Here is a 19,230-nt window from a genome sequence, read left to right as displayed (position 1 = left end):
CGGTCGTACCGGCCGCCCCGCCCGCGGGACCACCGCTGCCCGACGGGGCCGAGGTGCCGAGCGAGGGGGACTTGCATCCGGCCAGCAGCAGACAGGCGAGGACGACGGGCGGGGCGAGACGGCGGACGGAAGGCATGACGACCCCTCAGAGGCAGGCGATGACTGAGCAGATACTCCCCCACCGGGTCACGGCCCTACCGCGCGGGGCACGGCTCTTGAGCGGGTCTTGGGGCGGTCAGGCCGTGTGGTCGCGGCGGAGGACCCCCGCCTCCGCCGCCGCGTGGCCGGTGGTGCCCAGGACGACGACCTGGAAGGCCGCGCGGATGTAGGCGGTGACGAAGCGGGAGATCCTGCGGGTGCTGCTGCGCATGTGGGTTGCCTGCCTTCCGGGTGCGTGGACCGGCGTACGGCTGCTCGGGTCGGTCACCAGGTGACGGCGTCGTCCATCGACTGCTGCCAGTACGTCACCTTGATCGAGTCGTCGATGTGGACGCCCTTGGCCGGCAGCGCGGGGTGGGCGGGCGCGCCGACGTTCCCGGAGAGGGAGCGGCCGTAGAAGTAGACGGTCAGGGACTTCGCGGTGCGGCCCTTCCCGCCGCTGCCGTCGGCGGCGGACAGGCTGACGGCCGCGTACCCGGACTGGCCCGGCTCGAGCGTGACGACCGCCTGGGGCTGCGACTCGTCCATGACCGGCGGCTCGGACTGGGCGTCGGTGAACCGGACGCTCGGGTATCCGTAGAGGAAGCAGGTCTTGCTGCCGGTGTTGGTCACGGTGAGCAGCATGTGGTTCACGGGGCGGTTCAGCGGGGCCGCGACCGTCTTGGTGTCGGACCCCTCGCAGGTGACCGTCTTGCCGGAGGAGGCCGGCGCCTTCGGGGCGGAGGTACGCGCGGTCTGCTTCGAACCGCCGGTGGTCGAACCCGCACCCGTGGAGCCTGAGGCGCCGGTCGAGCCGGTCGAGCCTGTGGCGCCCTGGGAGGTCGTCGTGCCCGTCGAACCCGTGGAGCCGGAGTCCGCGCCCGGCGCGGGCGTCCCCGTTGCGGTGCTCGGGGAGGTGGTCGTCGCCGCGCCCTCGTCGTGGGTGCCGGTTCCGTTGTTGCACGCGGTCAGGGAGAGCGCGGCGAGAACGGTGGTCGCGGCGGCGGCTGCGAGACGGGTGCGGGAGGTACGGAGAGCGGTCATGTCGTTGTGCCCCTTCGGTGTTCGGGTGGCGGTGGTGACTGGATGACCGAAGCTTGTGAGGTGATCCGTCCCAACCGCCACGTCCGGCGGGGACTTGGGGACGCTGGAACGCCGAAACGCAGGATGAACAGGGGAAACGCCCGTCCCCTGGAACGGGCGAATGGGACGTGGCGGCCGCGGGGAACGGGTGCCCGGGTGCTCTCAGGGGTGTTCGCGCAGCTGCAGGACGCCGGCCGCGGAGAAGCACGCGGCGCCGAGGAGGGTGCCCCAGTTGCTGATGCCGGCGTTGATCGGGGTGCCGGTGGCGGGGCGGGTGTAGGCGACGACCGCCGAGACCATGAAGAGGGCGGAGCCGAGCTGGTTCACGGCGACGATCCACCAGCCGAGGCTGCGGCGGCGCAGGCAGGGCCGGCCGCGGTGGCAGATCTCGACGAAGGCGAGGTGGCCGGAGATCAGGAACAGCACACAGCCGATCATGTCCGGGGCCCAGACCAGCCGGTTGACCTGCTGGACGCTCAGCCCCCTGAGGAAGGAGTCCAGCAGGTCGACGGCGAACACCAGCGTGCCGGCGAACAGGACGAACGCGCTCAGCCAGTCCACCCGTCCCGGCTCGTAGCTCCACCAGCGCCAGTGGCGGGTGACCAGGCGCCCTTCGCCGCCGGGTACGTGCCGGGGGGCGTTGACGACCTGGAGCAGGGAGACGTATCCGCCGGTGTTGAAGAACAGACCCCCGGCGAAGTAGATCGAGGCGCAGGTGGTGGCGTCGCCGGAGCCGAACTGGGCGACACCCGCACCGGCCGCGAACAGCGCCCCGCCGATGACGAAAGCGGTCGCGGCGACGGCGTTGAGCCTGCGCAGCCGGCCGAGCGCGACGGCGTCACCCCTGATGTCGCGGCCGGCCGGTGCGCCGGACGGCCGGACCGCGATGGTGCCGCGGCGCCGGGCGGGCCGTGACTCCCAGACGGCGGTGCCGCCGCCGGGCGGCTGCCAGGTGAGCCGGGTGGTGAACGGCCCGGCGCCCTCCGCGCGTTGGCCGGTGGATGTCATGCGGGCGGGATGGCGGCGATGCCGCCCTCTTCCTCGGGACTGATCGGGCGGCGCCGCTTGCCGCCGCGCCACCACATGAGCCGGCCGTAGGTGGCGATGATGACGAGCGCGGCGCCGACGACCACGTACACGCTCAGCACGACGAGCGGCAGGGTGATGGCGTTGCCGTCGAAGTAGAGGGTGTTGCGGACCAGGGTCGTCCCGTTCCACGGGGGCAGGACGGGGCCGAGGTACTGCCAGAAGGCCGGCAGATAGGCGGTGCCGTTCACACCGCCGGTGGAGGGATTGCCGAAGAAGACGACGATGACGACGGTGAGCAGGGTGCCGAGCGGACCGATCAGGCTCTGCAGGGTGGCGGCGAGGAGCGCGACGGCGAGGCACATGAGCGCGAACTCGCCCCACAGGGGCCAGAAGTTGCTGCCGATGTCCGGATAGGCGCCCAGGATCGGACCGATGATCACGTCGAAGACCAGGGAGGCGATGATCGCGTAACAGATGAGGCTGAGGACGCGGCGGCGGGCGGCCGCGGCGCCGGTGCGCTGCATGGCGAGGGTGGAGCCCAGATAGCCCGCCACGAGGAGGACGAACACCGCGATGCCGGGGACGACGCCGAGCGGGTCCTCCTTGGGGAGTTTGTTGGTCACCTTGAACGCGAGGTGGACTCCCGCGGCCTTGGCGGCCTGTTCGTAGAAGGCGGGCATCTGACCGGGGGCGACGAGGCTCGCGGCCTCGGCGATCACCACGGTGTTGCTCTGCGGCACGAAGCCGCCGTAGATCTCCGTGCGGCCGGCCGCGTCCTCCAGGGCCGCCTGGTCCTTGTAGTGGTGGATGGAGAGCGAGACGTGTTTCTGGACGGCCGTGGTCAGCGGTGAACTGCCGGTCACGCCCCAGGGGAGGTCACGGGCCACCACCGCGTGCTGGGCCGACACATACGTGGTGACCATGATCGTGGTCATGGCGAGGGCGATCAGCAGTCCGGTGATCAGCGCCCGCCAGGAGGGAGGTCTCGGCTCCTGCTCGCCGCGTGCGTTGCTCATGAAGCGGAGCTAAGCACAGATAAGGGGCATTTCGATCAGTTCGATTGGTTCCATCGGTGGTTTCTGCCGGGGGCGGTCCACGCGTGGAGTACGTCCGGTGTCGGGTCTCCGGTGTCGCTCGTAGCCTCCGAAGGGACACGGCAGGACGACGCGAGAGGTGCCACCGGTGGCTCTGCACAACGCTCAGGAAAGGGCCGCCGACCAGGCCGCCGACATCTTCACGTCACCCATCAGCGAGCAGCCGCTGACCAAACGTGCCATGCCGCTCCTGCCGGCCCTTCCGCACGTCGTCTTCCAACTGCTGCGCGGCGAACTGCTCCTCGACGGCAACGCGGCGCAGAATCTCGCGACCTTCTGCACCACCTGGACCGAGGACGAGGTCCGGCGCCTGATGGACCTGTGTCTCGACAAGAACATCGTCGACAAGGACGAGTACCCGCAGACCGCGGAGATCGAGTCCCGGTGCGTCAACATCCTCGCCGAGCTGTGGCACGCGCCCGGCGGCGGTGAGGGGACCGAACCCGCCGTGGGGTGCTCCACCACCGGCTCCAGCGAGGCCGCCATGCTCTGCGGTCTGGCCCTGAAATGGCGCTGGCGCGACCGCCGTCGGGCCGCCGGCCTGCCGACCGACCGGCCGAACCTGGTGTGCGGGCCGGTGCAGGTGTGCTGGGAGAAGTTCGCCCGCTACTTCGACGTGGAACTGCGCCAGGTGCCGGTGGAGCCGGGCGCGACCGGCCTGCAGGCGCATCAGCTGCGCGAGTACGTCGACGAGAACACGATCGGCGTCGTGGCGATCCTCGGGGTGACCTACACCTGCACCTACGAACCCGTCGCGGAGATCGCGGCCGAACTCGACCGTCTCCAGCAGGAGAAGGGCCTCGACGTTCCCCTGCACATCGACGCGGCGTCCGGCGGGTTCATCGCCCCCTTCCTCCACCCCGACCTGGAATGGGACTTCCGCCTGCCCCGGGTCGCCTCCATCAACGCCTCCGGGCACAAGTACGGCATGGCCCCGCTCGGCGTGGGCTGGGCCCTGTGGCGCGACAAGGCGGCCCTGCCCGGGGACCTGGTCTTCCACGTCGACTACCTCGGCGGCGACATGCCCACACTGGCCCTGAACTTCTCCCGCCCCGGCGGCCAGGTCGTCGCCCAGTACTACATGTTCCTGCGCCTGGGCCGCGAGGGGTACCGGCGCGTCTACCAGGCCTGCGCCGACACGGCGCAGCACTTCGCCCGCCAGGTCGCCGGCATGGGCCCCTTCACCCTGCTCTACGACGGCGACGGAGCGCTCCCGGCCGTCTCCTGGACGCTGACCGACCCGGCCTCGGTGGGCTGGAGCCTGTACGACCTGTCCGACCAGCTCCGTATGCGCGGCTGGCAGGTCCCGTCGTACCCGCTGCCGCCCGACCGTCAGGAGACCGTCATCCAGCGCGTGCTCGTGCGGCACGGCGTCGACCGGGACGAGATCGAACTCCTCGCCGAGGACATGCGCCGGGCGATCGAGCGCCTCGACAAGGGGCATCCGCACGACTCCGCCCGCGTCGGCTTCCACCACTGACCGCTCCCGCCCGAAGCACGGACCGCGGACCGCGGACCCCGGGCCACCGGCCCGGGGTCCGTGACGTTTCCTCATCTCGTCCTCATCTCGTCCGACGCGTTATTGCACAGCTGTGACGGCGGGCGCACAGCTCCGTCATGCCCCGGGGGGAAGACTTCTTCCTGGTCGTTCACATTCCTGGGGGAACCGATGTCCGCTCGTAACCGCCGCAGCTCCACAGCGCTCGTGACCGCGGGGGTCGCCGCACTGCTCGCCCTGAGCGGCGCGGCCGCCACCGCGATGGCCCTTCCGTCCTCCGGCCGCGAGGCCAGGGGCAGCGCCGCGATGGTCGCCGCGGCCGCGTCCACCCACACCCTCAGCTTGCCCAGGGGTCTCACCATCAGTGACGGCACCCGGCACGTCGTGATCGGCGGCAGGTCGATCGACTTCGGCACGGTCGTCCGTGACCTGGCCTGGAACCCGAGCGGCAGCAAGGCCGCCTTCATCGACGGGCACGGCAACCTGGTCGTCTCCGACCCCGACGGCAGCCACCGGGTGACCGTCGCCGCCCATCCGGGCGGACAGACCTGGTCCCACCCCACCTGGCAGGTCGCCGCGGCGGACCGGACGAACGGCATCCCCGCGAAGAACAACATCATCTTCTCCGCCAGGATCCACGGCAGCACCGTACTCGAGCGCGTCAAGGCCACCAGCGACCACGGCAGGCCGGCGAAGCTCGGCCTGAACGGCGAACCGGGCGAGGGCGGCGTCCCGCAGACGAACAACACCTGGCCCAACGCCGGCGGGTCGTACGGCACGTCCGTCTACGAGAACACCCACACCGGCGAGGTCTACATCCGCGACGACTACCTGCGCCAGCAGGGCGGTGCCCTGGCCCGGGGCTCCGAGCCCGCGCTCTCCCCCGACGAGGAGGAGATCGTCTTCGTGCGCTCCGTCGGCGGTCACGACCACCTCTTCGTCGACGACCTGAACACCGGCACCAACGCCGCCAAGGACATCACCCCGCACACCACCACCGACTACACCGAGCCCGCCTGGTCGCCGAACGGCAAGACCATCGCCTTCCGCACCCCCACCGGCACCTACACGGTGACCAAAACCGCCCACGGCTTCGGCAGGCCGGTCAAGGTCAGCACGCACACCGGCCTGCCGGCCTACCGCGGCTGACCGCCGCCCGACCGGCCCGCCGAGCGCGCGAGCTCGGCCCGCAGCTCCTCCAGGTGCTGGTCGGCCGTGTCGTGCGGCAGGTACTCGACCACGTCGAGGAAGCGGAACAGGACCCGGGAGGGGGTGACGGCGAACTCGTAGTCGGCGAACCCCACAACGGCACCCAGCTCACCACGGACGGCGCCCCGGACGACATGCTCGGTCATGTCGTCCGGGGTCTGTGCGCTCAGCCCCCGCCGGGCGTTGGGGCGGGCGAGGTACGGGCAGACCATCGAGGCGTAGAGCATGCACGCCCGGTGCCCCGGAGCCTCCAGCGTCGCCGCCATGTTGCGGTACGGCCGCCCGGCCGCGAGCGCCTCACGGATCGCGGAGCTCTCGGCGGCGCCGACCACTCGCCACACCGGGCCCCGGGGAATCAGGGTGTCGCACACCGAGCACAGACGCCGCCGCGCGCACTCGGCGCTGCGCCCGTAGTCGGTGAGTGCGAACCGGGGCTCCTCGCCCTCCCACGGGGTGATGGCGGGGACCGGATAGCCACGGCTGTCACGAGGCCTGGCCTCGACGCTCGCCGGCATGGGAACGGAGTCGAATCGCACACCTCATGGTCAACCACACGACCGCCCCACCGCGACCGTTGCCGGGCAACAGCCGTGCAACCGAACAGGGCGCCTTCGTCCCACCCTCGGCTTCGGACCCTGTGATCCGCGGCCCCGTCTGCGCGCCGCACGGCACCGGGCGGGGCGCGGGTCTCAGCGGTCCGTGTAGGTGAGGTCGCCCACCGTCCACGCGCTGACGTCCTTGATCGCGACGCGGTACATGCCGCCCGTCTCCGGGATCCCGAGGCTGCCCTGCAGGATCCGGGCGAGATGGAAGTGCAGATGGGTGGGCGGCTCGCCGCGTGCGGGGCCCTTCGCTCGCGGCGGGCCGGCGAAGACGTCCGAGAACGGGCCGAGGCGGTCCGAGTTCTTCAGGACCTCCGCCACCCGTTCGCGCCACACGGCCTCGGGAGCCAGCCGGCCGGTGATGACGGCACCGCCGACGACCACGGTGAGCGCCATCTGATTGCTCCGCTCGGACTCCACCGCGGCGGAGATGGCGACGAGCAGCTCATCAGGGTTCGACATGACAGGAGTTTATTCCGGACCGGCCGCACGCCGGGCCGAACGGGTTGTCCGCGAACTCCCCCGGAATTGTCCGTGATCCGTAACGGACGCATCCCCGGGGCCGCTCCGCTCGTCCTGCCAGGTGGCCGCAGGGCGGCCGAGGGCGGGCGAGGGACCGAACGGAAGCGGGGCGGACATGGCACGGCACGTCGGTGGGCGGGGCTGGTACGGCAAGGTGATCGGCGCGGCGCTCGGGGTGACGCTGCTGGCCGCCGGGGCGTCGGTGTGGACCGCGCAGGCGGGTGCCGTGAACGGGTCGTCGCCGCGGACGAACGCGTCGGCCAAGCGGAACACCGAGGTCAAGCCGGTCGCCGTGAGCATCGTCCACGCCTCCGACAAGGGCGCCCGCGGCGTCAACATCACCATCGACGACGGCCCCGACCCGGTGTGGACGCCCCAGGTGCTCGACGTGCTCCGGCAGTACGGGGTGAAGGCCACGTTCTGCATGGTGGGGACGCAGGCGCAGGCCCACCCCGACCTGGTGAGGAAGGTGGTCGCGGCCGGACACCGGCTGTGCGACCACTCGGTCTCGCACGACACCACGATGGACAAGAAGCCCGAGGCGTATCAGTCCAAGGAGATCCTCGACGCCGAACGCATGATCACCGAGGCGTCCGGGGGCGTACGGCCGATGTACTACCGGGCGCCCGGCGGGGCCTTCACCCCCTACAGCCGCAAGCTGGCCGCCTCCCGGGGCATGCGGCCCCTGGGCTGGAACGTGGACTCCAAGGACTTCGAGCGGCCGGGCACGGACGCCATCGTCGCCACCGTCCAGCGGGAAGTGCCGAACGGTCCGACGCTCCTCTTCCACGACGCGGGCGGCGACCGCTCCCAGACCGTCGAGGCGCTGCGCCGGATCCTCCCCTGGCTCAAGGGGCAGGGCTACTCCTTCGGCTTCCCGGTGCGCTGAAGCCGGAGCGGCTGCGCGGGGGCGATCTCGCCGAGGGGGTCGACGGTGACGGTCAGCCCCGCTCGTACGCGGCATCCCCGCCGTGCGAGGAGCCCGGCCGGTGTCACCAGTCGAGGGCGTCGTCCATCGACTGCTGCCAGTAGCTGACCTTGAGGGAGTCGTCGATGTAGACGCCCTTCGCGGGCAGCGACGGGTGGGCGGCGGCGCCGACGCTCCCGGACAGGGAGCGGCCGAAGAAGTGGACGGCGAGGGACTTCACCGTGCGGCCGTCGGTGCCGCTGCCGTCGGTGGCGGACAGGCTCACCGACGCGTAACCGGACTCGCCGGGCTGGAGGGTGACGACCGCCTGCGGCTGCGACGCCTCGATGACCGGGGGCACGGACTGGGCGTCGGTGAACTGGACCGCCGGGTAGCCGTAGAGGTAGCAGGTCCTGCTGCCGGTGTTGGTCACGGTGAGCAGCATGTGGTTCACGGGCCGGGTCAACGGGGCCGCGACGGTGCGGGTGTTGGACCCCTCGCAGGTGATCGGCTTGCCGGCCGTGGCGGTGGCCTTCGGGGCGGGCGTGCGCACGGTCCGCTTCGAACGGGCGGTGGTCGAACCGGAACCGGTCGAGCCGGAGGAGTTCTTGGAAACCGTCGAGGCCGTCGCGCTCGCCGAACCGCTGGGGCGCGGGGTGGCGACGGAGACGGCCGGAACCACGTCCGACGAGGAGTTCGTGGAGGTGCTCGTCCCGGCGCCCTCGTTCTTGGCGCCCGTCCCGTCACCGCACGCGGTCAGGGAGAGCGCGGCGAGAACGGTGGTCGCGGCGACGCCGGCGAGACGGGTGCGGGAGGTGCGGAGCTTGAACATGCGTCTGAGCCCTTCGGTGTTCGGGTGGCGGTGGTGATTGGATGACCGAAGCTTGTGCGGCGATCCGTCCCAACCGCCACGCTCTACGGGCAGTTGGGGACGCCGGAACGCCGGAACAGGCGCTGACCAGGGCGAACACAGGGGCCCTGGAACGCGCGACTGGAACGCGGGGGTTGAGGGGAACGGGTGTCGGGAGCAACGGAGGCCGAGCGGACCGAGGAGTTCGCGCGGCTGCTACGGGAGTTGAAGGACCGCTCGGGGCTGAGTTACGGGGTGCTCGCCAAACGGCTCCACATGAGTACGTCGACGCTGCACCGCTACTGCAACGGCACCGCGGTGCCGGTCGAGTACGCGCCGGTGGAACGCCTCGCCAGGGTCTGCCGGGCGACTCCGCAGGAGCTGGTGGAGCTGCACCGGCGCTGGATCCTGGCGGACGCGGCGCGGGGGCGCAGGGCCGAGGCCGCGGGGACGCCGGCCGAGGCGGCGGCGGACACGGATCAGGGCGCGCCGGCGGACTCGGATCGGAGAGCGGTGACCGGTTCCGATCCGGCAGCGGGCTCCAACCGCGTCGACGCTGCGGGTAGTTCGGCCGCGCCGCCCGTCATGTCACCCCCCTCCTCCGCCGGCCCACAGGAGCAGGGCGATGTCGACGACGATGTGCCGGTCGTCGTGGACGTTCCCGGCGGATCCGCGCCGCCCCGTCGGCCCGGGCGTGGCCGCCGCACCGCGCTGATCGCCTCCGTCGCCGCGGCCGCGGTAGCGGGAGCGGTGGTGCTCGCCGTGCAGCCGTTCAGCGGGGACGACACGGCCGCCCGGCGGCCGACCGGGGTGACGGAGCGGGCCGACGGCACGGCGAACGCCGGGAAGTCCTCCGCGACGCCGTCCCCGAGCAGAGCGAGCGCGTCGACGTCCGTCTCCCCCTCCGGGTCGGCGAGTTCGGGCGCCGGCACGTCGAAGGGCGGCGGCGCGCGGAGCACCGAGAAGCCCGCCGCCAACACCACCGGTGGGGCCGCACCGCTCACCGTCGGCACCCGGCCCTACGTCTTCGACAGCCCGTGCAGCCAGCACTTCCTCGTCGACAGCGAGCCCGCGCAGGTCGGTCCGCCTGCGAGCGAGGAAACCGCCACCCGCTGGGCCGCCGCGTACGGGGCGGTCTCCTCGGGCGAGCAGGAGATAGCCCTCACCGTCCAGGGCACCGGCGCGGAGACGGTCGTACTGGAGGCGTTGCACGTCCGCGTCCTGAGCAAGGGCGCGCCGCTCGCCTGGAACGACTACTCGATGGGCGTCGGCTGCGGCGGCGGCGTGGACACCAAGTCCTTCGACATCGCCCTCGACGGCGGCAGCCCCACGGTCACCGTCAAGGGCGGCCAGCGCGACTTCCCGTACAAGGTCAGCGAGTCCGACCCGGAGGTCTTCTACGTCGTCGCCCACACCACGGCGTACGACGTCCGCTGGGACCTCACCCTGGACTGGTCCAGCGGCAGCCGCCACGGCACGGTCCACATCGACAACTCGGGCACACCGTTCCGTACCAGCGCCGACGCGAACCGGCCGGGCTACGACTACCCGCTGGGCGGCAGTGAGTGGATCAAGCGGGAGGGGGGCTGACTCGAAGTCAAGGGAGCGCCACCCGGCGGTCCGTCGCGGGTAAAGGGTTCGGAATCGTCCGTTCAATGACCTTGATATGTGCATGACCCATTCGATGGGATGCGCGGAGACCTCTCGCGATCACATCGCGACCACTTCGTGAGACTCCGAATCCAGGGGGATCCATGCACATAGCCCGTACCGGGCTGGGCCTCGCGGCCGCCACGTCGGCCGCCGCCCTCGCGGTCACCGCTCTGGGGACCGCCGCGCCCGCCGCCGTACCGCACACACTGGCGGTACCGGCCGTCGCCGGGCACACCCTGGTCCACGGTGTGAGCAGCCCGCTCAGCAGTGAGCAGTGCCAGGCCAAGTGGCACATCAACTGCTACAACCCGCTGCAGTACCGCACCGCGTACGACCTCAACGCGCTGTACAAGAAGGGCGTCACGGGCAAGGGACGCACCATCGTCATCGTCGACTCCTACGGCTCGCCGACCGTGCAGCACGATCTCGACGTCTACAGCAGGCAGTTCGGGCTGCCCAGCACCAAGGTGCAGGTGGTGAAGTGGGGCAACGTCCCCGTCTTCGACCCCAAGAACGAGGACATGACCGGCTGGGCCGGCGAGAGCACCCTCGACGTCGAGATGGCGCACGCGGTGGCCCCGGCGGCCAAGATCGTCCTGGTGGAGACGGCGGTCTCGGAGACCGAGGGCACCACCGGTCTGCCGGAGATGATGGACGCCGAGAAGCACCTGATCGACCACGGCGTCGGCGATGTCATCAGCCAGAGCTTCGGTGCCACCGAGAACACCTTCCCCGGCTTCGACAAGGGCGACTTCTCCAGCATCAAGAAGCTGCGGTACGCCTTCAAGGACGCCGACAAGAAGCATGTGACGGTGCTGGCCGCCTCCGGTGACGGCGGCGCGACCGACCTCCAGCTCGACGGCAAGACGTACTACAAGAAGCGCGTCAACTCCTGGCCCTCCTCGGACCCGTTGGTCACCTCGATCGGCGGTACGCAGCTGCACCTGGACGACAAGGGCGAGCGCGTCAAGCCGGACAGCGTCTACAACGACTACGGCTCCGGCGGTGGCGGCCAGTCCCACGTGTTCACCCGCCCGGCCTTCCAGAACGGTGTGAAGAAGGTCGTCGGCGCCCGCCGCGGCACCCCGGACGTCTCCATGGCCGCCGCGGTCAACGGCGGCGCCTGGATCTACTCCAGCTACGACCCGACCGCCGTCGGCTGGGACGTCACCGGCGGCACCAGCGAGGCCACTCCGCTCTTCGCGGGCATCGTCGCCCTCGCCGACCAGGTGGCCGGCCACCGGGTGGGCAACATCCAGCAGGCCCTGTACCGCCTCTACGCCCACCACGCGGGGCGCAACGGCGTCGTCGACGTCAACGACGGCACCGACAACAGCTACCAGGGCGTGACCGGCTACAAGGCGGTCAACGGCTACGACCTCGCCACCGGCGTCGGCACGGTGGACGCCCTGCGCTTCGTCCCGGCCCTCGCGAAGGCGAGCCGCCACGGCTGACGCGCATCACCGCACAAGGACGGCCCGGGTCATTCCACCCGGGCCGTCCCGCGTTCCGGCGAAGTGCGGTCCGGACACTGCTCACGGGCGCAGCACGACCTTCCCGGCGACCGTGCCGGACTCGGCCAGGCGCAGGGCCTCGGGGGCGTCGGTGAGGGGGAGTTCGGCGGCGATCCGGGCGGTGAGGTCGCCGCGCCGGAGAGACGCGAAGACCTCGGTGAGGTCGGCGCGCAGCCGGGAGCGGAAGCGGTTCCTCGCCAGGGCGCGGCCGGCCCACACGTTGTAGAAGCAGGCGCGGCGGCGGTTGGGCAGCGCGTTCCACAGCCACACCCGGCCCAGGAGTTTCAGCACGGGCAGCTGCTTCGAGCCCTCGGCGTCCCGGGTGGAGGCGCTGCCGTACGACACGAGGGTGCCGCCGGGGGCCAGCAGCCGCCAGGAGTCGACGATGCCGCGCCCGCCGACGTGGTCGAAGACGGCGTCCACCCCGCCCGGGGCGAGCTCGCGGATGCGGGCGGCGACGTCGGCCGCGCGGTAGTCGACGGGGACGACCCCCCGCTCGCGCAGGTCGTCGTGGTGCCGTACGGACGCCGTGCCGATGACGCGCGCGCCCGCGGCCAGGGCGAGCTGGACCAGGACCGAGCCGACGCCGCCGTTGGCGCCGTACACCACGACCGTGTGCCCGGCGCGGACGCGGGCCTTGCGGTGCAGCATCTGCCAGGCGGTGATGCCGTTGACGACGAGGGTCTCCGCCTGGGCCGCGTCGATCCCCTCGGGCACCGGCACGACGTCCGCCGCGTCGACCAGGACGTGGCTGGCCCAGCCGCCGACCTTGAGCAGCGCGGCCACCCGGGTGCCGGCCAGGCCCGGCTCGACGCTCTCGCCGGTGCTCTGGACGGTGCCGACGAGGTCGTACCCGGGGACGAAGGGGAAGGGCGGCTGGTCGTAGTAGCGGCCCCGGCGCATCTGCTGCTCGGCGAAGGAGACGCCGGTCGCCTCCATGCGGATCAGGACCTGACCGGGGCCCGGGGTGGGGACGGCTCCGTGCCGGATCCGCAGCCCCTCGGGCTCGACCTTGCCCGGCAGGACGACCTCGACGAGTTCCTCGGTACGCATGACGACCTCGCTTCAGTTGGTTACTTGCTTTCGTGTTCGTTAGAAGTTGTAACGCGCCGAGAGCGGGAGTGTCAATAACTTCAGTGATAACCTCTAACCATGGTGAGTTCGGAAGCGAAGAGCCCCCGCGAGCGCTACCGCGCCCAGGTGCGCACGGAGATCAAGGAACACGCGTGGGAGCAGATCGCCACGGCCGGCGCCTCGGCGCTGTCCCTCAACGCGATCGCCAAGCGGATGGGCATGAGCGGACCGGCTCTGTACCGGTACTTCGGCGGGCGGGACGAGCTGATCACCGAGCTCGTCCGGGACGCGTACCGGAGCCTGGCGGACACCTTCCGCGCGGCCGTGGAGTCCGGCGCCGACGTGACCGCGCTGGCGCACGCCCTGCGCGGCTGGGCGCTGGAGGATCCCCAGCGCTACTTCCTCATCTACGGCACGCCCGTCCCCGGCTATCACGCGCCCGAGGACATCACCGCGATCGCGGTCGAGATCATGGCGATGTTGCTGGACGCCTGCGCCGAGCTGCCCCCGGCCGGTCCCGCGACACCGTTCGACGAACACCTCGAAGGCCATCGCGCCTGGGCGGGCGGCCATCCGGCACCGCCCGCGGTCCTGCACCGCGCCCTGGCCATCTGGACCCGGCTGCACGGCGTGCTGTCCCTGGAACTCGCCGGTCATTTCACCGGCATGGGCTTCGACCCGGCACGCCTGTTCGCCGCCGAACTGGACGACCTGACCGGCCGGCCGGCGCACTGACCCCGGGGCCGTTCGAGGCATCGCTCGGCTGCCGGCCGGGCCCGCCCCAAGGCCTGTTGCGAAGTCCCGCCGTCCGCCCGGAGGGCGGGCCCTGCGGCGTCATGGGGGTCCCCCGCGCGAGGTGGTTCGAGCGTGGGGGAGCGTGCCGGGCGTCGCGGGGCAGGCGGGAATTTCGCCCTAGTCCCGGGTCGCACCCAGGAACCGCAGGACCGCGAGGACGCGTCGGTGGTGGGCGTCTGCCGGGGGCAGGTCGAGCTTGGCGAAGATGTTGTTGATGTGCTTGGCGACCGCGCTGTCGGTGACGACCAGGTCCTCGGCGATGGCGGCGTTGGACCGGCCCTCCGCCATCAGCGCGAGCACCTCCCGCTCGCGCGGAGTGAGCCGCTCCAGCGGGTCGCTGTCCCGGCGCAGCAGCAACTGCGCGACGACCTGCGGGTCCAGGGCCGTACCGCCGGCCGCCACCCGCCGGACCGTCGCCGCGAACTCCTCGACGTCGGCGACGCGTTGCTTGAGGAGATAGCCGACGCCGCTGGTGTCGGCGGTGAGCAGGTCGGCGGCGTAGCGCTCCTCGACGTACTGGGAAAGCAGGACGACGGCGGTCCCCGGCCACCGGCGGCGGATCGACAGCGCCGCGCGCACGCCCTCGTCGCCGAACCCGGGCGGCATACGGACGTCGATCAGCGCCAGGTCGGGCCGCTGCTCCTCGACCGCCGCCAGCAGGGCCTCCGCCTCGCCCACTTCGGCGCCCACCTCGAAACCCGCCGTCTGCAACACCCTGACCAGGCCCACCCGCAGCAGCACCGAGTCCTCGGCGATCACCGCCCGCACGGCAGCTCCGCGACCAGTGTGGTCGGGCCCCCGACGGGGCTGTCGATGCGGAAGGTGCCGTCGACGGCCCGGACGCGTCCGGCCAGCCCGGTCAGTCCGGTGCCCGCGGCGGCGTCGGCGCCGCCCACCCCGTCGTCGGTGACCTCCACCCGCACCACCCTCCCGGTCCGCCGCACGGTCACCTCCACCCGGCCGGCCCGGGCGTGCTTGGTGACGTTGGCCAGCGCCTCGGAGACGACGAAGTACGCGACCGACTCCACGGCGGGCGCCGGCCGCCCGTCCAGGTCGACGTGCAGGCGCACCGGCAACGGTACCCGCGCGGCGAGTCCGGACAGCGCCGCGTCGAGGCCGCGGTCGTCGAGCACCGCCGGGTGCAACCCCCGTACCAGGTCGTTGAGTTCGCTGATGGCTTCCTTGGCCTCGCGGTGCGCCTCGTCGATGACCCGGCGGGCGTCCTCGGGCAGGTCCTTGAGCGTGGCCCGGGCGAGCCCGAGGTTGACCGCGAGGGAGACCAGCCGCTGCTGGGTGCCGTCGTGCAGATCGCGTTCGATGCGGCGCCGCTCGGCGTCGGCCGCGTCCGCCAGGTCGGCCCGGCTCACCGACAGGTCCGTGACCCGCCGCTCCAGCCGCTGGGCGCGGCTCGGTCCGAGCAGCGCCCGCGCCGCGCGGCTCTCCACCCGGGTCACCGTCCCGGCGCACCAGGGCGCGGCGGCGAGCAGCAGCAGCCCGGCGGCGGTGACGTACGCCGCCTGGACCGTGTACAGGTCGGCGACGCCCGTGTCCGGCACCGCCCACATCCACGCATAGACGGTGGCGCAGACGACGCCCGCGCCCCACACCGCGAGCACCAGCACCTCCGCGACGGCGAGGACCGGTCCCAGGAGGGTGTGGTAGGCGACCCGCCGCCAGGTCTCGGCGGAGACGAGCAGCCGCAACGCCCGCCGAAGGCGCGGCCCTTCGGCCGGCGGGGAGCGCGGGATGTCCACGGCGAGGAGTTCGGCGTACCGCCACCGCTGGACCGCCGTCAGCGGGAGGGCGAGCAGGGGGAGCAGGAGGAAGACGGAAACGAGCGCGGCCAGGACGACCCACGGCAGGTGGACCGACTTGAGGACCGGCTTGGCGTCGAGCGACAGCCACGCCGGTACGGCGGCGAGATGCGGCAGCACGCCCGCGGCGAGGAAGGCGGTGTCCCGCCGGGCCGTCCCGATCCGGCGGCGCAGCAGACGGGCGGGCGGCCCCAGTGCCGAGGGGAACGTCATGCACCGACCGTAGAGCCCGGGGCGGGGCCCGGACCATGCACCTGTCCGCAGGATCCATGGTGAAGCAGGCACCACCCCGAACCCGGACCCGGCCGTTACCGACAGCCGCCGCCCCGACGCCCAGGCTGGTGAACAGGCCGTCGGACGGCGGCACTTGGCGAACACGAACGGGGTGAGGACGCCATGCACACAGCGCACACGGACGACTCGGGAGCCCGGCAGGCGGTGGGGGACCGCCCGCCCATGGCCTCCCCTCCACCGCCCGCACCGCGCCGCGGACTGGTCGGGCTCCGGTCCCGGCATCTCGGTCTGGCGTTCGTCGGCTGCGGTGTCGCGATGGTGCCCTGGCTCGTCGTGCTGGCGAAGACCCTGCCGGACACGGCGCAGGTCCGGCACTGGTCCGCCGCCTGGGTGGGGCTCGACGCCCTGGAGGCGCTCGGTCTGGCCGCCACCGGCCGGCTGTTGCTGCGCCGGGACCCCCGCTTCTGTCTCCCGGCCACGGCGACGGCCGCGCTGCTGGTCGTCGACGCCTGGTTCGACGTGACGACCTCGGCGCCGGGCCCCGAACTCACCACGGCCGTCGCGATGGCCCTGGGCGCCGAACTGCCCATGGCCGCCCTGTGCACGGCACTCGCGGTCCGTGCGCTGCCCCGGAGGGACCACGGCTGACCCGCGCGCCCGGGGTCACTGGGCCCGGATGGCGTCGGCCGGCGGGGTGCGCAGGGCCTGACGGGTGGGGAGTTCCGTGGTGAGGAACGCCGTGGCGGTGACCGTGACGGCGAGCGCGGGCAGCAGCCAGACCGGTCCGGACGGCCAGGGGCGGCCGAGGAAGCCCTGGCCGAGCAGGGCGAGCGGTACGGCCGACAGCAGCAGGGCCGTGACGAGTGCCGTCGCCGCCGTCACCGCCGCCTCACGGCGCATCATCGTGCGGATCTGGCGCGGGGTCGTGCCGTTCAGACGCAGGGCGCCCAGCTCGACCCGGCGCTGTGCGGTCGCGGCGACCAGTTTGTTGGCGATGCTGAGCAGCAGGTAGACCAGCAGGACCACGATGGTCGCCAGGTTGATCCACACCTCCGGCGGGGCGTTCCTCAGGCCCGAGGCGGGAGCCGTCTTGGCGAGCGCCAGCCCCGGCCGGGCGGCGGCGAGGGCGGTCAGGGCCTGCCGCGCGGCCGCCGTGCCGTCGGTGCGGACCAGCAGGCTCTGGTCGAGCCGCGTCGTGGTGTGCCCGGCGGCCAGGTCCCGGGACAGGACCACGGTGCCGAAGCCCAGCCCGCGCCCGTAGACGGCGACCACCGTCGCCTCGACCGGGGTGCCGTCGCCCAGCACCAGCCTCACCCGCTTCCCCAACCCGGCGTCCCGCGAGCGGACGACGTCGCTGCTCACGGCGACGGTGTTCCCGGTGAGCCGGTCCAGGCCGCCCTGCCGCACGTCCAGGTCGAGGACGTGCGCCGCGTCCGGGGTGAGGATCATCGCCGAGCCGGAGTCGGTCTCCGTGTCGCCGAGCATGTCGTACGGCCACACCACGGTCGTCGACCCGACGGGCGCCGCCGCCCGCACGCCGGGCGTCCTGCGCACAGCGGCGAGTGTGCCCTCCGGCAGCCCTCCCAGCGCCGGGGCGGTCAGGCGTAGTTGGGCGGTGGTGCCGGTGCGGGTGTCGTCGGCGGTGGCGGCCAGCACGGTGGTCTGGGTGAGGGTGTACGTCAGCACGAACACGACCGCCATCGCCAGCGTGCTGACGATCCCCGCGTTGCGCAGCGCGTAGGCCCGCACGTTGGCCATCGCCAGCCAGGTCGGCGCGGAGGCCCCGGTGCGGGTGCGCCGGGCCGCGACGGCGCCGATGCCCCGGACGAGCGCGGGACCGGACAGCGCCAGTCCGATCGCGCCGAGGATGCCCGCGATGGAGGTGGCGGTCGCGGCGATGACGGTGCGGGAGAACAGGGGGACGACCGACATGGTGGTCGCGGCGACCACGATCAGCAGGCCGATCCGGGTCCGGGTCCGCGAGGGGGCGCGGGGTTCGCTCCGCGACTCCGCGACCGCCTCGGTCGCCGGCATCCGCGAGGTGCGCCACGCCGAGCCCCGGGCGGAGAGCTGCACGGCGAGTGCCATCAGCAGGACGGTGGCCAGGGCGGGCAACGGGCTGATGGTCAGCGGGAGTTCGGAGGGGATGACCCCGCGGTCGGCGAGCAGCCGGCGGAACTGTCCGGCGAGCAGATAGCCGAGACCCGCACCGGGAGCGACGGCCACGGCCGCGACCACCGTGGACTGGGCGGCGGCCAGCCGGCGGATCTGCTTCGGTGTGGCACCGACGGCCCGCATCAGCGCGAGATCCCGGCGCTGACCGGCGATCGACACGGCGAGCGCGCTCGCGGTGACGAACCCGGTGATCAGCAGGATGACCCCGGCGAGCGAACCGGCCAGCAGGATCAGCAGCGAACGGGACGCGCCCTCGCCGGGCGAGACCAGGTCGCCGCGCCCGGCTCCGGTCGCGGTGACGAGGCCGGTGCCCTTCAGTTTCGTACGGACCTCCGCCGCGACCCGTTCCCCGGCGCCGGGCGCGGTGCGCAGGCCGACCAGGTCGACCCGGTCGCCGCGGCCGGAGAGCCGTACGGCCGTCGGGTCGGCGAAGTAGACGCCGGCGCCCGGGGTGTCGACGAGCGCCGAGACGCGATAGGCGGCGGCCTCGCGTCCGGCGGCGACGATCCGGACGCGGTCGCCCGGGCGGACGCCCGCCGCGTCGGCCGTGGCGCTGTCGACGGCGACCTCGGCGGCCCCGGCGGGCGCGCTGCCGTCGATCCGGGCGCCGGTCAGCAGCCGTGTCGAGGACCAGCCGTGCCCCGCCGACCGCGGATCGGCGGCCGGCACGGGGCGGCCGTGGGAGTCGAGGAGAGCGGCGGGGAAACGGAGGTCGCCGACGGAGGCGGTGACACCCGGGAGATGAGCGAGCTCGCCGACCAGCCGGGAGGGGACGGTACGGCGTTCGGGGCGGGCGATCGGCAGGTCGCCGGGCGGGTGGTACTCCTGGTCGGCGGCGACCACGACGTCCGCGCCCGCGAGGCGACCGGCGGGCAGGTGGGACCGCAGCCCGGACTCGGCGAGCACCCCGGTGGCGGTGATCAACGCGGCACCGCCGAGCACCGCGCAGGCCACGGCGATGAGCGCGCTGAGCCGATGCCGGACCATCTGTGTGGCGAGACGAAGCATGGGTCAGTTCCCTTTCGGCCGGGGGTGGGGC

The 19,230-nt window shown here is 72.6% G+C and carries 18 protein-coding genes; 7 read left to right on the top strand and 11 right to left on the bottom strand.

The window, feature by feature from the left end; translation table 11 throughout:
- Nucleotides 1-235: 235 nt before the first annotated feature.
- From GRC12_RS46475 to GRC12_RS26845, 4 genes are all read right to left on the bottom strand, one after another.
- A complete protein-coding gene (locus GRC12_RS46475; RefSeq protein ID WP_280117522.1) occupies nt 236-370 on the bottom strand; it encodes a hypothetical protein in 135 nt (44 codons plus the stop codon).
- 53 nt (nt 371-423) lie between these two features.
- On the bottom strand, nt 424-1,182 hold the full coding sequence (locus tag GRC12_RS26855) for a DUF4232 domain-containing protein (RefSeq protein ID WP_208781947.1): 759 nt from the start codon (nt 1,180-1,182) through the stop codon (nt 424-426).
- A 201-nt stretch (nt 1,183-1,383) separates the two neighbouring features.
- Complete coding sequence (locus GRC12_RS26850; protein WP_208781945.1) at nt 1,384-2,229, bottom strand: hypothetical protein; 846 nt, start codon at nt 2,227-2,229, stop codon at nt 1,384-1,386.
- Nucleotides 2,226-3,266, bottom strand: a complete 1,041-nt coding sequence (locus tag GRC12_RS26845; RefSeq protein ID WP_208781944.1) for a hypothetical protein — start codon at nt 3,264-3,266, stop codon at nt 2,226-2,228. Before GRC12_RS26845 ends, GRC12_RS26850 begins: the two co-directional genes overlap by 4 nt.
- Before the next feature lie 166 nt (nt 3,267-3,432).
- Between GRC12_RS26845 and GRC12_RS26840 the strand changes: the two genes are divergently transcribed.
- Both GRC12_RS26840 and GRC12_RS26835 read left to right on the top strand, forming a co-directional pair.
- Complete coding sequence (locus GRC12_RS26840) at nt 3,433-4,824, top strand: glutamate decarboxylase (RefSeq protein WP_439959905.1); 1,392 nt, start codon at nt 3,433-3,435, stop codon at nt 4,822-4,824.
- 189 nt (nt 4,825-5,013) lie between these two features.
- Nucleotides 5,014-5,991: a TolB family protein gene (locus tag GRC12_RS26835; protein ID WP_208781943.1), complete on the top strand. Its 978-nt coding sequence runs from the start codon at nt 5,014-5,016 to the stop codon at nt 5,989-5,991.
- On the opposite strand, the gene GRC12_RS26830 is transcribed toward GRC12_RS26835, so the two are convergent.
- Both GRC12_RS26830 and GRC12_RS26825 read right to left on the bottom strand, forming a co-directional pair.
- On the bottom strand, nt 5,979-6,566 hold the full coding sequence (locus GRC12_RS26830) for a hypothetical protein (protein ID WP_208781941.1): 588 nt from the start codon (nt 6,564-6,566) through the stop codon (nt 5,979-5,981). The genes GRC12_RS26835 and GRC12_RS26830 overlap by 13 nt on opposite strands.
- Nucleotides 6,567-6,740: 174 nt before the next feature.
- Nucleotides 6,741-7,115, bottom strand: coding sequence for a hypothetical protein (locus GRC12_RS26825; protein WP_208781940.1), 375 nt, complete (start codon nt 7,113-7,115; stop codon nt 6,741-6,743).
- 175 nt (nt 7,116-7,290) lie between these two features.
- Between GRC12_RS26825 and GRC12_RS26820 the strand changes: the two genes are divergently transcribed.
- Nucleotides 7,291-8,064: a polysaccharide deacetylase family protein gene (locus tag GRC12_RS26820; RefSeq protein WP_208781938.1), complete on the top strand. Its 774-nt coding sequence runs from the start codon at nt 7,291-7,293 to the stop codon at nt 8,062-8,064.
- A 103-nt stretch (nt 8,065-8,167) separates the two neighbouring features.
- On the opposite strand, the gene GRC12_RS26815 is transcribed toward GRC12_RS26820, so the two are convergent.
- Nucleotides 8,168-8,914 (bottom strand): DUF4232 domain-containing protein, encoded by a 747-nt coding sequence (locus GRC12_RS26815; RefSeq protein WP_208781937.1) that lies wholly within the window; start codon nt 8,912-8,914, stop codon nt 8,168-8,170.
- Nucleotides 8,915-9,100: 186 nt separating this feature from the next.
- Here GRC12_RS26815 and GRC12_RS26810 point away from each other — a divergent pair, with 186 nt between their 5' ends.
- Complete coding sequence (locus GRC12_RS26810; RefSeq protein ID WP_208781935.1) at nt 9,101-10,522, top strand: helix-turn-helix domain-containing protein; 1,422 nt, start codon at nt 9,101-9,103, stop codon at nt 10,520-10,522.
- Nucleotides 10,523-10,686: 164 nt separating this feature from the next.
- Nucleotides 10,687-12,039, top strand: coding sequence for a S53 family peptidase (locus GRC12_RS26805; RefSeq protein WP_208781933.1), 1,353 nt, complete (start codon nt 10,687-10,689; stop codon nt 12,037-12,039).
- Nucleotides 12,040-12,120: 81 nt separating this feature from the next.
- On the opposite strand, the gene GRC12_RS26800 is transcribed toward GRC12_RS26805, so the two are convergent.
- Nucleotides 12,121-13,152 (bottom strand): medium chain dehydrogenase/reductase family protein, encoded by a 1,032-nt coding sequence (locus GRC12_RS26800; protein ID WP_208781932.1) that lies wholly within the window; start codon nt 13,150-13,152, stop codon nt 12,121-12,123.
- 99 nt (nt 13,153-13,251) lie between these two features.
- Here GRC12_RS26800 and GRC12_RS26795 point away from each other — a divergent pair, with 99 nt between their 5' ends.
- Entirely contained in the window at nt 13,252-13,908 is a 657-nt protein-coding gene (locus GRC12_RS26795; RefSeq protein WP_208781930.1) for a TetR/AcrR family transcriptional regulator, read from the top strand.
- A gap of 177 nt (nt 13,909-14,085) precedes the next feature.
- Here GRC12_RS26795 and GRC12_RS26790 read toward each other — a convergent pair whose 3' ends face one another.
- The gene (locus GRC12_RS26790; RefSeq protein WP_208781928.1) at nt 14,086-14,736 is read right to left on the bottom strand and encodes a response regulator; all 651 of its coding nucleotides are present in this window, start codon (nt 14,734-14,736) and stop codon (nt 14,086-14,088) included.
- Complete coding sequence (locus GRC12_RS26785; protein ID WP_208781927.1) at nt 14,724-15,995, bottom strand: sensor histidine kinase; 1,272 nt, start codon at nt 15,993-15,995, stop codon at nt 14,724-14,726. Before GRC12_RS26785 ends, GRC12_RS26790 begins: the two co-directional genes overlap by 13 nt.
- Nucleotides 15,996-16,178: 183 nt before the next feature.
- Between GRC12_RS26785 and GRC12_RS45810 the strand changes: the two genes are divergently transcribed.
- On the top strand, nt 16,179-16,664 hold the full coding sequence (locus GRC12_RS45810) for a hypothetical protein (RefSeq protein WP_244373820.1): 486 nt from the start codon (nt 16,179-16,181) through the stop codon (nt 16,662-16,664).
- A 15-nt stretch (nt 16,665-16,679) separates the two neighbouring features.
- On the opposite strand, the gene GRC12_RS26775 is transcribed toward GRC12_RS45810, so the two are convergent.
- On the bottom strand, nt 16,680-19,199 hold the full coding sequence (locus GRC12_RS26775) for an ABC transporter permease (RefSeq protein ID WP_208781925.1): 2,520 nt from the start codon (nt 19,197-19,199) through the stop codon (nt 16,680-16,682).
- Nucleotides 19,200-19,230: the final 31 nt, after the last annotated feature.

The organism is Streptomyces griseorubiginosus (assembly GCF_017614965.1).
Lineage (GTDB): Bacteria > Actinomycetota > Actinomycetes > Streptomycetales > Streptomycetaceae > Streptomyces > Streptomyces griseorubiginosus_B.
This window is presented reverse-complemented; position numbering and strand designations above follow the sequence as displayed.

What these genes read in the sequence shown, in the direction of transcription:
- GRC12_RS46475 (WP_280117522.1), bottom strand. Translation starts at nt 370, where the DNA reads ATGCGCAGCAGCACCCGCAGGATCTCCCGCTTCGTCACCGCCTACATC.
- GRC12_RS26855 (WP_208781947.1), bottom strand. Translation starts at nt 1,182, where the DNA reads ATGACCGCTCTCCGTACCTCCCGCACCCGTCTCGCAGCCGCCGCCGCG.
- GRC12_RS26850 (WP_208781945.1), bottom strand. Translation starts at nt 2,229, where the DNA reads ATGACATCCACCGGCCAACGCGCGGAGGGCGCCGGGCCGTTCACCACC.
- GRC12_RS26845 (WP_208781944.1), bottom strand. Translation starts at nt 3,266, where the DNA reads ATGAGCAACGCACGCGGCGAGCAGGAGCCGAGACCTCCCTCCTGGCGG.
- GRC12_RS26835 (WP_208781943.1), top strand. Translation starts at nt 5,014, where the DNA reads ATGTCCGCTCGTAACCGCCGCAGCTCCACAGCGCTCGTGACCGCGGGG.
- GRC12_RS26830 (WP_208781941.1), bottom strand. Translation starts at nt 6,566, where the DNA reads ATGCCGGCGAGCGTCGAGGCCAGGCCTCGTGACAGCCGTGGCTATCCG.
- GRC12_RS26825 (WP_208781940.1), bottom strand. Translation starts at nt 7,115, where the DNA reads ATGTCGAACCCTGATGAGCTGCTCGTCGCCATCTCCGCCGCGGTGGAG.
- GRC12_RS26820 (WP_208781938.1), top strand. Translation starts at nt 7,291, where the DNA reads ATGGCACGGCACGTCGGTGGGCGGGGCTGGTACGGCAAGGTGATCGGC.
- GRC12_RS26815 (WP_208781937.1), bottom strand. Translation starts at nt 8,914, where the DNA reads ATGTTCAAGCTCCGCACCTCCCGCACCCGTCTCGCCGGCGTCGCCGCG.
- GRC12_RS26805 (WP_208781933.1), top strand. Translation starts at nt 10,687, where the DNA reads ATGCACATAGCCCGTACCGGGCTGGGCCTCGCGGCCGCCACGTCGGCC.
- GRC12_RS26800 (WP_208781932.1), bottom strand. Translation starts at nt 13,152, where the DNA reads ATGCGTACCGAGGAACTCGTCGAGGTCGTCCTGCCGGGCAAGGTCGAG.
- GRC12_RS26795 (WP_208781930.1), top strand. Translation starts at nt 13,252, where the DNA reads ATGGTGAGTTCGGAAGCGAAGAGCCCCCGCGAGCGCTACCGCGCCCAG.
- GRC12_RS26785 (WP_208781927.1), bottom strand. Translation starts at nt 15,995, where the DNA reads ATGACGTTCCCCTCGGCACTGGGGCCGCCCGCCCGTCTGCTGCGCCGC.
- GRC12_RS45810 (WP_244373820.1), top strand. Translation starts at nt 16,179, where the DNA reads ATGCACACAGCGCACACGGACGACTCGGGAGCCCGGCAGGCGGTGGGG.
- GRC12_RS26775 (WP_208781925.1), bottom strand. Translation starts at nt 19,199, where the DNA reads ATGCTTCGTCTCGCCACACAGATGGTCCGGCATCGGCTCAGCGCGCTC.